This window comes from Segetibacter sp. 3557_3, assembly GCF_004354985.1.
Taxonomy (GTDB): domain Bacteria; phylum Bacteroidota; class Bacteroidia; order Chitinophagales; family Chitinophagaceae; genus Segetibacter.
On record NZ_SMSK01000013.1, the window covers coordinates 82,106 to 98,194 of the forward strand.

The 16,089-nt window shown below is 44.5% G+C and carries 11 protein-coding genes; 6 read left to right on the plus strand and 5 right to left on the minus strand.

The window, feature by feature from the left end; genetic code table 11:
- Positions 1 to 22: 22 nt before the first annotated feature.
- The 4 genes from EXU57_RS17530 to EXU57_RS17545 all read right to left on the minus strand — a co-directional run bounded on the left by EXU57_RS17530 (position 23) and on the right by EXU57_RS17545 (position 3,471).
- Entirely contained in the window at positions 23 to 1,102 is a 1,080-nt protein-coding gene (locus EXU57_RS17530) for a PA0069 family radical SAM protein (protein WP_133269544.1), read from the minus strand.
- A gap of 95 nt (positions 1,103 to 1,197) precedes the next feature.
- Positions 1,198 to 1,806, minus strand: a complete 609-nt coding sequence (locus tag EXU57_RS17535; protein WP_243745637.1) for a 2'-5' RNA ligase family protein — start codon at positions 1,804 to 1,806, stop codon at positions 1,198 to 1,200.
- A gap of 2 nt (positions 1,807 to 1,808) precedes the next feature.
- Positions 1,809 to 2,414 (minus strand): 2'-5' RNA ligase family protein, encoded by a 606-nt coding sequence (locus EXU57_RS17540; RefSeq protein WP_133269545.1) that lies wholly within the window; start codon positions 2,412 to 2,414, stop codon positions 1,809 to 1,811.
- A gap of 604 nt (positions 2,415 to 3,018) precedes the next feature.
- The gene (locus tag EXU57_RS17545; protein ID WP_133269546.1) at positions 3,019 to 3,471 is read right to left on the minus strand and encodes a CBS domain-containing protein; all 453 of its coding nucleotides are present in this window, start codon (positions 3,469 to 3,471) and stop codon (positions 3,019 to 3,021) included.
- Positions 3,472 to 4,105: 634 nt separating this feature from the next.
- Here EXU57_RS17545 and EXU57_RS17555 point away from each other — a divergent pair.
- From EXU57_RS17555 to EXU57_RS17565, 3 genes are all read left to right on the plus strand, one after another.
- A complete protein-coding gene (locus EXU57_RS17555) occupies positions 4,106 to 5,548 on the plus strand; it encodes an RtcB family protein (RefSeq protein WP_133269548.1) in 1,443 nt (480 codons plus the stop codon).
- A gap of 263 nt (positions 5,549 to 5,811) precedes the next feature.
- Positions 5,812 to 7,281, plus strand: coding sequence for a phosphotransferase (locus EXU57_RS17560; protein ID WP_133269549.1), 1,470 nt, complete (start codon positions 5,812 to 5,814; stop codon positions 7,279 to 7,281).
- Positions 7,282 to 7,456: 175 nt separating this feature from the next.
- The gene (locus tag EXU57_RS17565) at positions 7,457 to 8,236 is read left to right on the plus strand and encodes an NDP-sugar synthase (protein ID WP_243745638.1); all 780 of its coding nucleotides are present in this window, start codon (positions 7,457 to 7,459) and stop codon (positions 8,234 to 8,236) included.
- 152 nt (positions 8,237 to 8,388) lie between these two features.
- Here EXU57_RS17565 and EXU57_RS17570 read toward each other — a convergent pair whose 3' ends face one another.
- A complete protein-coding gene (locus EXU57_RS17570) occupies positions 8,389 to 9,540 on the minus strand; it encodes an acyltransferase family protein (protein WP_133269550.1) in 1,152 nt (383 codons plus the stop codon).
- 522 nt (positions 9,541 to 10,062) lie between these two features.
- On the opposite strand from EXU57_RS17570, the gene EXU57_RS17575 reads away from it, so the two are divergent.
- The 3 genes from EXU57_RS17575 to asnB are packed head-to-tail and all read left to right on the plus strand — an operon-like array spanning position 10,063 to position 16,050.
- Positions 10,063 to 10,749 (plus strand): polysaccharide biosynthesis/export family protein, encoded by a 687-nt coding sequence (locus EXU57_RS17575; RefSeq protein WP_165958191.1) that lies wholly within the window; start codon positions 10,063 to 10,065, stop codon positions 10,747 to 10,749.
- A 13-nt stretch (positions 10,750 to 10,762) separates the two neighbouring features.
- Positions 10,763 to 13,123 carry a GumC family protein gene (locus EXU57_RS17580; protein ID WP_133269552.1) on the plus strand — a complete coding sequence of 787 codons (2,361 nt, stop codon included), beginning with the start codon at positions 10,763 to 10,765 and terminating at the stop codon, positions 13,121 to 13,123.
- A 17-nt stretch (positions 13,124 to 13,140) separates the two neighbouring features.
- Positions 13,141 to 16,050, plus strand: coding sequence for an asparagine synthase (glutamine-hydrolyzing) (asnB, locus tag EXU57_RS17585; RefSeq protein ID WP_133269553.1), 2,910 nt, complete (start codon positions 13,141 to 13,143; stop codon positions 16,048 to 16,050).
- Positions 16,051 to 16,089 lie beyond the last annotated feature (39 nt).

Consider the following 16,089-nt stretch of genomic DNA (forward strand, 5'->3'; position numbering starts at 1 on the left):
AGCGATTTTGGGAACACTGCCATCAGAACAATCGGCCCTGTTGTCCCGGTCTTCTAAACTGACTACAATCAAGGTCGAGCCGTTCATGATTTAGGCCGTACTTCTCAGTATATTTCCTGTATTGTTGCGCAACCATTTCTGCTATATTTCCTTCCCCTCTCATTCTTACTCCCCACCTGCTGTCATTCACTTTTCCGCCGTGACTTGCTTCGATAAGGTGCCACACTTTATCTGCTCTGTCTGGAAAATTCTTATACAACCAATCGTGGAAAAGCAATTTGATTGCACCATTTAAGCGAATAAATGTGTAGGCAGAGAAGCTCGCACCGGCATCGCTGGCAGCTTTGATAATATTGTGCATCTCATGGTCATTCAATCCCGGGATCATTGGTCCAAGCATAACCCCCATTCGCACACCAGCTTTGCTCATCTCCTCTATTAACTTCAGTCTTTGCCGGGCAGTAGTCGTTCTTGGTTCCATTACTCTTCTTAAATCATCGTTCAGGGAGGTAATCGATACCAGGATACTAACCAGCTTTTTGCCCGCCATTTCGGATAAAAGGTCTTTGTCGCGAAGCATGCCTGCATTCTTTGTAATCATTCCAACCGGTTGATTGAACTCGTTGCAAACTTCCAGCAGGCTTCTCGTTAGCCTGAATTTTTGCTCAGCAGGTTGGTAGCAATCGGTATTACCGCTTAGACCAATTGGAGCACAGACCCATTTTGGGTTCATTAGAAATTTTCGCAACAGGTCAGGGGCATTCTTCTTAACTATGATTTTTCTTTCAAAATCAAGGCCTGCGCTATAGCCATAGTATTCGAAAGCGTTTCTTGCATAACAGTAGATACAGCCGTGTTCACAACCCTGGTAAGGGTTCATGCTGTACATCATGCCAACGTCGACGCTTTCAACTTTATTGACGATAGATTTCGAAACGTCAACCAGGTATTGGGTGGCTTCATTTTTTTCGGTCCATTCGTCAATACCTTCTACATGTTCCTTAACCTGTTGGTTTCTGGTAAACTTGTTTGGAGTATTGAACTGGGCACCTCTTCCTTTAACGTAATCACTGATTTCGCCGTCACTATTTTCTACAGCCATGATCTCACAATTTTTTCTGATCAACATCCTAACCGTTTGCGTATCCGTTATCAGCGGCTATTAACGCCGAAGCCGCTGATGCCCGTTACTCCCGCTTAGAATAGTGCACCCTGGGTTGTTAGCACCGGCATGTTTAAGAATTCAAAACGATGGATGACCTGGAAATTCAGCATGCCTTCAGGTTTTCGCAATAACAACATGTCTTTCGCGATAAATCGTCCGGTGAATTGTTTGTGGCTGTATTCGAGCCAGCTTTTTTCAAATTGCCAGGGCAGAAGGTTTCGTGCAACGGTAATGTGTGCGTGCTCGTAAAAGTGTGGTTTCTGGTCGTTTGCCTTCATGAGCTGCTGCGCAGGCCTCAAACTTTTACCAACCATTTCGAGGGCGGCTTTAGATTCAACGTCGATGTAAATACTGTGTGCTGGGAAACTGCCGAAATTTCTGAGTTCAACTTTAAACGGTGGTATCGCCATTGCGATCATTTTAAACCGGTTTACCAGCCTTGGTTCAAGCAGTTGAAGTTGTTTAAACCTGACGAGCGGGATATTTGGCTTCCCTCGCTCAGCTTGCGGGGCTTCAAACTTTGTGGCAAACTCTTTCTTCACCTGTAAGATCCGGTTTTTAAGATCTTCATGCGGTTGTAATACGAGCATGTATTCGCACATGCGGTAACCGGGTAACGGTATTACTTCATCTTTGATCATTGCTAATTATTGTTTTTGAGTTGATTGTTCAGGTAGAAAATGTTGACCGTCTTGATCGGGGGTATTCCATTGGTTTTTCTAAGCAGCACCAACTCCTGTACTTCAAACTCCTCATGAAATGTTCGTTGCGAATAGTCCAGCATTGCTTTGAGAAACGTATTCCCGGGCAGGTTCCTCGCTGTAGTGATGTGCACGTTTTGGATCAGTTGTAAGTCGGGGCAAGAGCAGGAACTGATATACTCATTGATTACCCCAAGCGCTTTACCAAGCTGGTGTAAGGGGTAGGGGTCCTGTATGCGTAAGAAAATGCGGTCAGGGGGAAATCCGCTATAGTTATTGAGTGTTACCGTAAACTTCTCCTGGGTGCAGCAAACACGCTGTATATAGCGTATGAGGGTATCTTCCATTTCTTCCTTTGCTGCAAAACGGGCAATGGCAATATGGGGCTTAAGTGTAAGTTGAGCGGTATGGCCATACCGTGTATAAAGGTCCTCGTTCCCGCGGGTGATCCTTTCTGCAAGCTCTTTGGACGCTGTTGCTACCAAGAGGTAGTCGGACAATTTTTCTTCGGGTACTATAGTCGGGCAATCTTTATGTAGTGCTTCCATAGCAAGTCATTTACGTCAATAAAGTTAGCATTTATTTGCTAAAATTATTAGTATTCGTAAATAATTTTATGGCCTCGCTATAGTCCGTTGATCGGCTTGTGTTCGATCGGGAAGCGTTTACTAAGGGTGATTAGGTTGGATTTGAACAGCCGACTTGGTGGGGATCGCTATTCATTACGTTATGTCTTTCAGCTAGCAATCTTTTTGGACCAATCGCCGTTTTTCGATTGCAGATCGTTGCCTGCCCAACTGCGCCAGTCTGAAGGGCGTCGCACTCCCGTCCGAACCGCTTCAGCCAGGCGGGCTTGTACTGTTTTCCACTAGCCGGCAAATTAAGCAAGCATTGGGCTTAACTAAGCGACATTGATCATTACTGTTTATTGATTGCGGGGTAGCCGGCTGTGCTACGCAACAACGTAATATGAACCTGAATTCCTTTCGGGGTTCAGCAATGATTATTGTTGGCGTTTACAGAGCGCAAGCGGGTTTTCACGCCCTCGTTTAGAAAGGGCATAAAGGCGAGACAATATCAGTAAGGGATAAAGTGTTGCCAGCTGTTACAAGAGCATGACCGCGCTAAATGGTAAGTGGACCTGGGAAGCGGTTAAAATATTTTTCCACTAACATCTGTGTCGAGGAGCTTGGATACAGAGTTATTAAATACGTCTTCTTTGCTCGCAAGCGCCTCGCGCAGGACATCATGCAAGGTAATTATTCCGACAAACTGGTTATTATCATATGCGGCTACGTACCGGGTACCCCGGGTATTCATCATGTACATACAATCTTCAACGGTTTTTGAAAGGCTTACTTCAGGAAGGTCGGTCGTCATAACTTCCCGCACCATTGTTTCCCTGCTGGACCGGCCCTGAAGAACCAGTTTACGGGTATAGTCCCGCTCGCTGAATATGCCCTTGTATTCGCCATCTTCGTACACAATCAGGTAGCTCAGGTTAACTGAAATCAACTTCTTTAGTGCATCGATGACCATAGCGGTTGGTTCAATAAAGTTGGATGGTGACTCTTTTGTGTCTAGTATGTTCTGTACAGTTCGCATGATGCAGGTTTATAAGTCGAATATAATCTTAGTTTTTGTGTATCGGTGATCAACTTAACTGGTTGCCCGGCTAATATCACAAAAAAGATGCGGGCCGGATGGTGCGCCAGCCGACAAAGATCAACCGATTTTTGTATTTGCAAATCTACTGCCACCAGGGTGCAAATTATAGATCAGGCAAGGTGCTTTAATGATCGCTTTTACATGTGCCGTGAAGTATTAACTACATGGCCAATGGTTAAAACGTTGCACAGTTATGTCGAATAACAGACGTTACAGGGGAACAAAAAGTATTGACTAAGCTTTATTTAAGCTTGTAAATAGTTTGTTAATGGGAAAATATGTAAGATGTTTGCCATACCAAAATCATTATATAAAGTAGTCGGCAAAGTGCACCTGGGTGTTTGCTCCAGGCAACACCGCTCTCTTAAGCCGATCTCATCGACCGCACGAAAACTAACTGACGCTCTGAACCCCGCAATCGCGGGGTTTTTTGTTCCTGTAATTACCAACCCGGTGTTGTACCGGTAACCTTTTGCGCCCCGCTGCCGCAAAGGCGGTATATAGAAGGCACAAAGGTTGTGACTATCCATCTGGTGTTTGATCTGAGCCGGTTAAGCTTAAAACAGCATATATGAGAAAACTAAAACTTACGGGTAAGGCGCTGCGTGCAATTGGCTATCCTGAGGGACCGGTCATAAGTATAGCGATGAATGTAATGGAGAAGGAATATAAACACGCCTCCCATGACGATGCTTTAGAAACGCTCGAAAAGATACTTGCCGATCCGGAAGAATTCAAGGAAGATCCACGGCTGGGGAAGATCGCAGCGGAGCTGCTGGCAAAAAAAGTTAAGGATAAGGCCAAAGTCACCCTGAACAATGAAGGGATCGCCTATAATGTTTTCGGAGCATCGTTTATTGAAGAAGGCGCGTTGCAACAGATGAACCAGGCAGCCCGCCTGCCCATTTCTGTTGGTGGTGCATTAATGCCAGACGCACACCACGGCTACGGTTTGCCCATCGGTGGGGTACTTGCAACTGAAAATGCCATTATTCCATACGGGGTTGGGGTTGATATCGGGTGCCGGATGTGCTTGTCGGTATTTGATATCGATCCTAGGGAGCTCGAGTTTCGAACATCTTATTTTACCCGCGAACTTAACGAGGCAACCTTGTTTGGGGCAGGCAAATCGTTTCAAAAGGTCAGCGACCACGAAGTTCTCTACCGGAAAGAGTTCGGTGAGATTGCCGTGCTCAGGGGATTACGGGAAAAAGCAATTGGTCAACTTGGCTCTTCGGGTTCGGGCAATCATTTTGTTGAATTTGGGGTTGTGGAGATTACTGAACCGGATAAAGCACTGGGAGTTGACCCCGGTAAATACCTGGGACTGTTATCGCACTCCGGTTCGCGTGCGATTGGTGCAACTGTTGCGAACCATTATACTAAGCTTGCAAAGGAAAAGCGGCACCTGCCAAATGAGTCTTCCAACCTGGCATGGTTCAGCCTTGATGAAGAAGAAGGCTGGGAGTACTGGCTTGCTATGAACCTTGCGGGGGACTATGCAAGTGCCTGCCATCATGTTATACACGATAAAATTGCCAGGCAACTTGGGCGTGAACCTTTGAAAAGGGTAGAAAATCACCACAATTTCGCATGGAAAGAAATGTGGGAAGGCAGGGAGGTGATTGTACACCGCAAAGGAGCAACACCTGCCGGAAAAGGCGTTTTAGGTATTATACCCGGTAGTATGACAGCACCGGGCTTTATTGTAAAGGGAAAAGGTGAAACAGCTTCCATTAATTCAGCATCGCATGGTGCAGGTCGAAAGATGAGCAGAACCGCGGCACTTAATGCTATAACAGGTGCCTCGCTAAAAGACGAACTTAATAAGCATGGTGTAACACTGCTGGGTGGCGGTTTGGATGAAGCGCCTTTCGCTTATAAGGACATTTACACCGTGATGAATGCCCAGAAAAGTCTGGTGGATACACTCGGGCTTTTCCACCCAAAGATTGTAAAAATGGACGATACCCCACCAAGGCACAGGAACAAAAACAGGGAACCAGGCGAATAGAAGCTCACATTATTAGTGCTATACCACATTGCCCGACGTTTGTAGGAACAACAATCCCCGAAGCTGCTCTTACCTCCCCGGATAGACGTGCTTAAAAGGTATGATGCCGTGTGATTTTCTCTGCTTCGGCTTAATCAAATTATAATACGCTATAAAGGAGAAGTTGGCCAGGTACATCGCGGCTCATCCGTTTTATTAAATTTTAAGGCGCTCATATTCTGACACATAAAAATTCTACTTTTACTCCCCAACATAAATGTCTTATGGAAGAAATTGTAGCTGCAATAGGAAGATTATTCGAGGAGCATTTTGGTGTAGCGGCGGACAGAATTGAAAAACTTCCGCAGTCAGGCAGTGATCGCATCTACTTCAGGGTATATGAAGGGGAAAAGACATTTATCGCTACCTATAATCTTAATATTAAGGAGAACGAAACCTTTATCTATTTTACAAGACACTTTCTAAACGCCAGCTTGCCAATGCCGCAAATACACACGGTAAACGAAGACAATACCATTTATATACAGGAGGATCTTGGAACGAGTTCACTCCTCGACAAGCTTGAAAAATATGGTCATAATGAATATACGTACGAGCTTTTTGAACAAAGTTTAAAAAAACTTGCGCGTGTACAGGTTATTGGTGACAGAGAGCTGGACTATGAACAATGTCTTACCGCGAAGGAATTTGGCAAGCAGGCAATACTTAGCGACCTGCTTTACTTTAAATACTATTTTGTTGATACCCTGAAAACGCCGTATGACAAACAGGCGATGCTGATTGACTTTGAAACACTAAGTGCTTACCTGAGTGAAGTGGACCATAAATTCTTTATGTTTCGCGACTTCCAGAGCAGGAATGTGATTGTTGAAAATGATGAAGTGCACTTTATAGATTACCAGGGCGGTATGCAGGGAGCATTACAATATGATGTGGCTTCCCTGTTGTGGCAGGCAAAGGCAAACCTGAGCGAGGACTGGAAAAACCGGCTGTTACACAGCTATATTGATGAAGCTGAGATTTTGATGGATAAGCCGATTGACCGCACCGCTTTTGTTAGCCAGTATAATGGATATGTTTTGATTCGTTTGCTGCAGGTATTGGGTGCCTATGGCTTTCGCGGGCTCTTCGAGAGAAAGGCGCATTTTCTTTCCAGTATACCACAGGCACTGAGAAACCTGCGGTTTTTTATTGAGCATAAGAATATTGACGTTGAAACGCCTGAATTCGACCGGATGTTGAAGCTGATTGTGCGTGATGAAGTGATCTATCGCTTCGAGACGGTCAGGGCAGATGAGCATACGCCACTGGTAGTGAAGATTTGTAGCTTTTCATATAAAAAAGGTATCCCCACCGATGACACGGATAACGGTGGCGGTTTTATGTTTGATTGCCGTGGTATCTTAAACCCTGGTCGTTACGATGAGTATAAATGTTTGACCGGTCGGGATAAGGAGGTAAAGGACTTTCTTGAACAGCGCACGAAAATGCCGGAATTCCTTAGTAGTGTATACGACCTGGTAGATATTTCGGTTGAAGATTACATTAAGCGCGGTTTCAAAAGCTTAATGGTAAGTTTTGGTTGTACAGGTGGCCAGCACAGGAGTGTATATGCGGCCGATGCGGTGACCCGTCACCTAAAGAACAAATTTGGTGTCAAAGTAGAACTTTGCCACCGGGTACAAGAAGAGAAGAACTGGTGTAATACCCCTGTACTTTCAAGTGGTGAATAGCATACAATCGGCCAGTTGATCGTCTTATTTTCGTTAATTCACAAGGGCACGGCCATAAAAAGCATAGTTAATCAACATTGTTGCGCACCAGCGTACGCCGGTGAAAGCTCTGTACAATGGCTTATTCCATTGAGCAAAATCCACAGGTGAACGTTTATGAAATTGGGAGTGACAAATGAGTAAGAAACAGGAGAGCGCAAAGATGGCAAAGGGCAGTTGGGGAAGTTCGGCAGTAAGTAAAGCCATGATCCTGGCCGCAGGGCTTGGCACCAGGCTAAAGCCCTGGACAGATCAGCACCCCAAAGCTTTAGCCGAGGTAAATGGCAAAAGCCTTCTCCAGCTGAATATTGAATACCTGCAGCAGTTTAATATAACAGACGTGGTGGTTAATGTGCACCATTTTGCAGACCAGATCGTTGAAGCAATTGACAAAAACAGGGGCTGGGGCAGCCAGGTTACCATTAGCGACGAAACTAGTGCCGTGCTGGAAACCGGAGGAGGCCTGGTTAAGGCGGCACCCCATTTTCCCGGGGGCGCCTCATTTGTGTTGATGAACGTGGATATTCTCACCGACCTCGATCTTTCGGAGATGATCGATAATCATCTGGAATACTTACCGCTCGCCACGCTTGCCACTACAAAGCGAACCACCTCCCGTTATCTACTCTTTGATAAAAACAATACCCTTGTAGGTTGGAAAAATGTAGCGACCGGCGAGATTAAGGGTTTACCGGAAGCCACAAGGGTTGCACAACCACAGGCGTTTAGCGGGATACACCTTATTGATCCTGCAATTTTCACACTGATCAAGCGGGAAGGTAAATTTTCGATGGTGGATGTTTACCTGAACCTGATGCACTCCAATCACATCCGTTCTTTCGATCATTCTGCAGGAAAGTTTATTGATGTAGGCAAACCTGAAAGTATAGTACAAGCCCAAAACTTGTTTTCCTGAGTGCTACTGCCGAACAATGTACTCTCGAAATAGCATAGTTGTTTGCAGCGCAAATCTGACACGCAATATACCTGATGATAGTTGCTGCAATAGTCAAACTGAGCGTAGCAAGGATGTAAAACCGGAGGTACCGCCGCCGGTCAACAAAAAAACTACACCCTGATGTAGATCTTCTTTTTGTGAAGCAGGTAAGCGATTGACCAGTAAAAAGCAACAATAACTATTGCATACAACAGGGATCCGTTTCTTAAGTCGGTTGACACAGGCTTACAAATATTTTCGTAAAACCAGGGCAGGGGTGATGTGTATACGGGTTTGCCTGTAGCATCCAGGTGGTCTCTCCAACGCATTAAGGCGAGCACCCTCGGCAAAAAACCACTTAACACAAAGATGAACAAGGCGTTTTTGCCAAATACGTCGGCAAACCGGCTCCATTTACCTGCCGCATTCCGGAATTCCAACAAGTAGATAAAAACACCAAGTACCATAAGTGCAAGTCCGGTAGCATACAATACGTAACTGCTTGTCCAGATCTTTTTATTGATTGGAAACACCATATCCCACGCGAATGCGATGAAAAGTAATATTGCGCCGGCAAGGAAGAGGTTGCTAAGCATCTCGTAACTTTTTCCCTTTTGCCTGATGTATTTGCCGGTGACATAGCCTAAAACAACCTGAACAATGGCCGGCAGTGCACTTGCAATACCTTCAGGATCGAAGGGGACACCTTCTCCCTTATAAATATGAGCAGCACCAAGAAGTTTAAGGTCGATAGCAGTACCAAAATAACCTGGCAGGCTGTATGGATCACCGCTTCTTCCTAATAACCAGCAGAGGAGCCAGTAAAATAGAAGTATTGTTGCTGAAACGATATAGATCGACTTTCCTTTGAAAAAGTAGGCGATTAAGGATGCAAAAAAATAGCAGATTGCAATGCGTTGCAACACCCCAAGAATCCTGATTGACTCCCATGGTTTACCCGCCAGGTGTTCGCCATCCCATCTGATAAAAGGGCTCCAATTTAGAAAAAGGCCAATCGCAAAAATGAGCAGGGATCGTTTTGCTACCTTCCTGAAGAATACGGAGAAACCCGACTGATCGTATCTTGGCATAACAAATGCTAAAGAGTTGCCCACTGCAAAAAGGAAAAATGGAAACACGAGGTCGGTGGGAGTGCAGCCATGCCAGGTTGCATGTTCAAGGGGGCTATAGATGTGGCCCCATGAACCCGGGTTATTCACCAGGATCATAAGTGCAACTGTTGCACCTCGAAAAACGTCAAGAGAGTGGTACCGCTGGTTCATGTAATAAATATAGCCCAAACGGCGTTTCTTACAGGACAAGGAGTAGATGTAACCCAATTTTTTGTTCGCTGAAAGAACAAGGAAATCAACTTAAACCGGTCGATAGCCCGGATGTGGAAACCGTGAAACGAAAGGATTTAAATGCCTTAAATTAAGTGCATTAAAAGATTTTTAAATGTCATCCATTCACAAGTACCCCCAAAATCGGATGCTAAAAACCCTATATTTGCGGGGATTTTTAAAAGATAATTGGCTACTTAGTGATGAACCAGATGAATAACAGGAAATATATGCCCGTTGTTCATCGTTGTATGCAATAAATTTTACAAGTTAAGTTGCAGTTAATCAGCTGCATTTTTAAACCAACTCCTTTAGCCCCTGTGACTGAGGTGGGCGAAGCCTTTCAACTCCTAAATGAATTTCACCTTGCAATTTAAAGCACCTCTTTCCTGGATCGGTCTGATATGCATATTTGTTTTTTCTTCCTGTGTTTCAACCAAGAAAGTTAAGCAAATAGTTTATTTGAATGATCTTTCTGACTCAATTAATCATGAAATCGCGCTAATTACCGAGCCGAAGATTTTGCCTGGCGATAGGGTTTCCATTACCATTGGTGCACTCAAACCAGAATCGGCGCTGCCATACAATCCTCCTGTGGCAACAAGTACCCTTACCACTGCCACAACACCTCCGGGCTACCTTGTTAATAACGACGGGACTATTCAACTACCACAACTGGGCACTATGCGCATTGCCGGCTTTACCCGCCAGCAGTTGGTAGATACCCTGACCGGTATAATGAAAACGTATGTAGTTGATCCGGTAGTTACCGTTCAGATTACAAACTTTAAAGTAACCGTATTAGGTGATGTGGCTTCGCCCGGTACAAAACTGATCCCCGAAGGTAAACTCAATGTTTTTGAGGCGATTGGTCTGTCGGGTGACCTTGCAATTACGGGTAGAAGAGACAATGTACTGGTCATAAGGGAAAGAAACGGCAGACGTGAATTTGGCCGGTTAAACCTTACTTCTACAAAAATATTTAGCTCTCCATACTATCATCTTCAGCAGAATGACATCGTATATGTAGAGATGTCGAAAACGAAGATCGACGCAAGTGATCAAACCCTCGTACGGAACGTTTCCATAGGCGCATCAATCCTCAGTGTTTTAACAACCCTCATCGTTCTCCTTATTAATTTAAATTAACACCAATCTCCTTATGTCTTTGAGTAGTGCACCAGGTTCGCTCAAGGAGAATGTAAAATCCTCTCCGAAAGAGCTCGTCCTCAAGTATCTTATTTTCCTTCCACTTTTTATTCTTTCTGTTGCCTTAGCGGTTTCGGTTGCTTTTATATACCTGCGCTATACTATTCCAATGTATAGTTCAAGTGTTTTGTTGCTCATAAAAAACGATACCAAGGCGTCGAGTGCTGATGCATTAGCAGATGATCTCGGTCTTACTTCCAGGAAAGCAAACCTTTCCAATGAAATGGAAATCCTAAGGTCGGCAACGCTGATGGGCCGGGTAATCGATTCGCTGGACCTGAACATTCAATACTTTTCATCCGGACAGGTTAAGCGCAGTGAACTATACGGCAACTGCCCGTTTAAGTATGTAAACCTGACACCAGGTAATGCGGAAGAGTATTTCGACTACACGGTTAAATTCAATAATGAACGTGCTTTCCAGATACCTGAAGTTTCGGATCAATGGTTCAAAAGTGGTCAGCTAATTAAGCATAGGACAAGTTATTTCCAGATTGATGTAGTGGACCCGATGGCAATAAACATCAATTACACTTACTATATTCAAAGCCGTAAAGTTTACGAAACGGCACTTGATTACTCGTACGGGCTCGGCATAAAACAGCTTAGCAGAGACGCCAGTATTCTTCGTTTGACCATGCAAACCGAGGTGCCTAAGAAAGGGCGTGATATACTTGATAAGCTGGTTTACGAGTACAACAAGGCCACGATCGAAGATAAAAACCGGATTGTAGATAATACCTTACAATTTGTAGACAGTCGTTTGGTGCTGCTTAATGGCGAGCTTGGTAAGGTTGAACAAGGCTTACAGGACTTCAGGCAGAAAAATGAAGTCATTGATATCGGCATGCAGGGCACCACCAAGTATGGTGAAATCGTAGCCACCGAGGGGAAATTAAACGAAGAAGAGGTCAAGGTGAAGATGTTGAACATTGTTAAAGACTATGTTCAGAATTCCTCTTCTAAAACCCTCCCTGTACTATCGTCATTAGGTATTGAAGATCCGACTTTGAACTCGCTGGTTCAACAATATAACCAGCTTCAGCTGGAAAGAGAGCAAAATGCAAAGTTGATACCTGAAGCGAACCCGATTATGCAAACCATGAGTAGCCAGGTTGAACGGTTACGGCTGAGCATACTTGAAAACATTAAGAGCCTTGAAGCATCATCCGGCGCACTTAGAAATAAAACACTATCGCAGTACAACTCTTTAAAAGGTAACGTACGTAGAATACCTGCTGAAGAAAGAGAGCTACTCGAGATTACCCGGCAACAGGGCATCAAACAGGAGCTGTTCCTGTTCCTCTTGCAAAAAAGAGAGGAGTCAGCCATTACCCGTGCTTCTGCAGTAGCAAGTTCTTATGCACTTGATCCGGCGATTAGCTCGTATATCCCTGTATCGCCAAACAAAACATCTATCTATCGTATTGCACTTATCATCGGGTTGCTGATCCCGGTTCTGGTAATCTATGTTCTTGAGTTATTAAAAGACAAGATCATTACCCGGCAGGATGTTACCAAACTTACCAACGTGCCTATCCTTGGCGAGATCGCTCACCATCCTGATAAAAACCGCCAGTGGGTTGTTGGCGTTCACGACAGAAGCATCTTGTCAGAACAGTTCAGGATCATACGAACCAACCTTCAATTTTTTATTGGCAACAAGCCGAACGGGGTGTTGCTTATCACTTCCTCTATTGCAGGTGAGGGTAAAACCTTTACCTCCATGAACATCGGTGCAGTGTGGGCGGTAGCCAATAAAAAGACGGTTATTCTTGAGCTTGATCTTAGAAAGCCAAAAATTTCTGCGGCACTGCAGTTGGAAAATTATAAAGGCATATCCAATTATATGCTTGGCCAGGTAACCGTTGAGCAATTACCTATACCCGTTAAAGGTATCGATAACCTCTACATCATACCTGCTGGTCCGATACCACCAAACCCGTCGGAGCTATTGATGGATAGCAAAATAGATGATATGTTTGCTTACCTCAAGAAAAACTTCGACCTGATTGTGATTGACTCGGCACCGATCGGACTTGTGAGTGATACCAAAATACTAAGTCGTTTTGCCGATGCTACCTTATATATTGTAAGACAGCGCTACACCCTTAAAAAGCAGATGGGCTTTATTGAAGATCTGTACAAAGGACAGGTTTTGCCTTCAATGGGATTGTTGGTTAACGATGTAAAAATGACCGGACTGTCGTCTTACTATGGTTATGGTTACGGTTATGGATACGGCTACAATTACAGCTCAGAGCCGGAAGTTAAATTGCCATGGTGGAAAAGACTCTTTAATATTTACAGATAATCGTTTACTAAGAAACAGTGTGTAGAATTGCCGGTATATTCAAGTTAGGTTCGTCGACGCTTCATGAAGATGTGTTGCGGCTGAGGGATAGTATGCATAGGGGTGGTCCCGACGATGAGGGGATTTATGTTGATGACAGCTTACCCCTGGCGCTTGGCCACAGACGACTTTCACTCATTGACCTGAGCCCGGCCGGCCACCAACCTATGAGTGACCGGAATGGTGACCTGCAACTCATTTTCAACGGTGAGATTTATAATTTTCTTGAACTAAAGGCGACACTCTCGGGCTTTGGTCATGTTTTTACTACCAAGTCTGATACGGAGGTTATCTTAAAGGCGTATTCGCAATGGGGAATATCCTGCTTTACCCGGTTTAACGGCATGTTTGCCATAGCCCTCTGGGATAAGTCGAAGCAGGAACTTATACTTGCAAGGGACCATGCCGGCATAAAACCTTTGTACTACAGCCTGACGAAAGATACACTTGTATTTGCGTCGGAAATCCGCGCCTTTAAAGCCTATAGACCCGACTGGCCGGAAAGCGAAGAATGGAAGATTCCGTTTTTAACCTTTGGTCATATACCGGAGCCGTTTACTACGCTAAAAAATGTACAACCACTTGCCAAAGGCACTTGTGCCGTAATCAAGTTGCCGTCGCTTAGTATTACCCATCATGTTTCGGAAATCTTCCAATTTTCAAGTTTAATTAAAACCTTACCCGAGGCGGTTGCGCAGGTTAAGGATAAACTTGATAAGGCCGTAGAACGACACCTTATCTCCGATGCACCGATTGGTTTGTTCCTCAGCGGCGGTGTTGACTCTAGCTTGCTTACCCTTATCGCGCAAAAGTATACGGGCAAAAACCTCAATACACTTTCTATAGTATTTGAAGATGCGACCTTAAGCGAAGAACCTTACCAAAAAATAATCATCGATAAAAGCAAGGCGCATCACCAATCGTTCCTCGTATCATCTCACGATTTTGAGAATGAATTACCGGATATATTGGAAGCGATGGATCAGCCAAGCATCGACGGCATTAACTCTTATTTCATTTGTAAGTATGCAAGGCAATATGGTTTAACTGCGGTACTAAGCGGCCTTGGTGCAGATGAACTATTTGGCGGGTACAATTCTTTCCGCTATGCACCAACTGCGGCACTGATACGCAAGTTTCCATCCTTTCTGCCGGGCATGGCAAATGTGTTTCCAAAAGACAAGATCAAGAAACTTGCAGCCTTACAAAGAAAAGATGCAGTAGGCGAATACCTGTTTAATCGCGGACTTTATACCACGGCACAAACAGCTGCATTGTTATCCATTAGTGTCGACGAAGTAAACGCCTCACTTGATAAAGTTGCCATAGCACCATTACCTGCAAACACCGACAGCCGTAATCGTGCAAGCCATATCGAGACGAACCTGTATATGCAAAACCAGTTACTTAAAGACTGCGACTACATGAGCATGTGGCATAGTCTCGAAGTAAGGGTCCCGTTCCTCGATAAGGAGCTGATGAAAACGGCTTACAGCATCGATCCGGATATCAAGTACGATAAGCAGATCGGAAAGCATTTATTGATAAAAGCCTTCGACGATCTACTTCCTAAGGAAATCTGGCAACGTAAGAAACAAGGGTTTACATTTCCTTTTTATAAGTGGATGCGTAATGTGCAATCCACACAGCGCGACGATAATTATCGCGGGATACGCCATAAGTTTACAACCGGATCTTTGCATTGGAGCAAATACTGGTTATACCTGCTCAATAATAAAAACGCGATTAAGTGCTTTGCACCGCAAGCACCAAGCGTTCTCTTTCTAACACTTTGTACTTTCTCTGCTACCGGTGGAATTGAAAAGTTTAACCGAAGTTTCTTAAAAGCTTTGCACGACCTGGAAGCAGAAGGCAAGCTGACCGCAGATGCTGCATCGATGTACGACAGCTCCACAGCGAATAATTATTTCGAGCCAAAAAACATGTTTGCTTTTGCAGGCAACCGTGTAAGGTTCATCCGGGAGGTTGTAAACTTATCGAAGTACTACGATAAAATTGTTGTTGGCCACATCAATCTTGCGCTTGCTGCTTACCTCATCAAACTTAAGCACAAAGCCAAAAAAATCCTGGTAGTTGCCCATGGTATCGAGGTATGGAATTCGGGTAACGATGCGATAAAGCTTTCAGCAATTAAAAAGGCCGTTATCAATTCGGCCGACAAGATTTTAGCCGTAAGCAATTTTACCAAACAGCGGATGGTGCAAAACCTTGGCCTGAAAGAAGATAAGATCAGTATTTTCCCCAATACCATCGATCCTTATTTTAATTATCCTGATAACCTTGCCAAGCCTGCTTACTTAAAGGAGCGCTACCAGCTTAACGGGCAGAAGATCATCTATACACTTACCAGGCTGTCATCGAGTGAGCAATATAAAGGTTACGACAGGGTATTGGAAGCTCTTCCTGAAATTAAGAAAAGAGTACCCGGTATTAAGTATATCATTGCAGGCAAAGCTGACGATGCTGAAAAAGCGCGGATCGAGGCTATGATCAAAAAGCTTGATTTGCAGGATACGGTTATGCTTGTTGGATTTTTGAAAAACGAAGAACTTACCGACCACTATTTGCTTGCAGATGTATTTATCCTGCCAAGTACAATGGAAGGCTTCGGTATTGTTTATATAGAAGCAATGGCTTGCGGCCTGCCGGTCGTAGCCGGAAACGTTGATGGAAGTGTTGATGCGCTTAAAAATGGCGAACTGGGCAGGTTAATCGATCCGGTTTCAATTCCCGACATTGTTGAGTCGTTATCCGTACCCCAGCATGCGGGCACCATGCCATCAGGCAAAAAACTGCAGAGCATGGTACACGAAAACTTTGGTTTCGAGTCTTACCGCGAACGACTTCGGAAAGCTTTAACAGAGTAGATTTGCGGCAATTGCATAACCCGCCAGGATAAGCATTCG

Bases quoted from the DNA above. Each gene is read 5' to 3' on its own strand.
- EXU57_RS17530 (WP_133269544.1), bottom strand. From the start codon at position 1,102: ATGGCTGTAGAAAATAGTGACGGCGAAATCAGTGATTACGTTAAAGGA.
- EXU57_RS17535 (WP_243745637.1), bottom strand. From the start codon at position 1,806: ATGATCAAAGATGAAGTAATACCGTTACCCGGTTACCGCATGTGCGAA.
- EXU57_RS17560 (WP_133269549.1), top strand. From the start codon at position 5,812: ATGGAAGAAATTGTAGCTGCAATAGGAAGATTATTCGAGGAGCATTTT.
- EXU57_RS17540 (WP_133269545.1), bottom strand. From the start codon at position 2,414: ATGGAAGCACTACATAAAGATTGCCCGACTATAGTACCCGAAGAAAAA.
- EXU57_RS17580 (WP_133269552.1), top strand. From the start codon at position 10,763: ATGTCTTTGAGTAGTGCACCAGGTTCGCTCAAGGAGAATGTAAAATCC.
- EXU57_RS17545 (WP_133269546.1), bottom strand. From the start codon at position 3,471: ATGCGAACTGTACAGAACATACTAGACACAAAAGAGTCACCATCCAAC.
- EXU57_RS17555 (WP_133269548.1), top strand. From the start codon at position 4,106: ATGAGAAAACTAAAACTTACGGGTAAGGCGCTGCGTGCAATTGGCTAT.
- EXU57_RS17565 (WP_243745638.1), top strand. From the start codon at position 7,457: ATGAGTAAGAAACAGGAGAGCGCAAAGATGGCAAAGGGCAGTTGGGGA.
- EXU57_RS17570 (WP_133269550.1), bottom strand. From the start codon at position 9,540: ATGAACCAGCGGTACCACTCTCTTGACGTTTTTCGAGGTGCAACAGTT.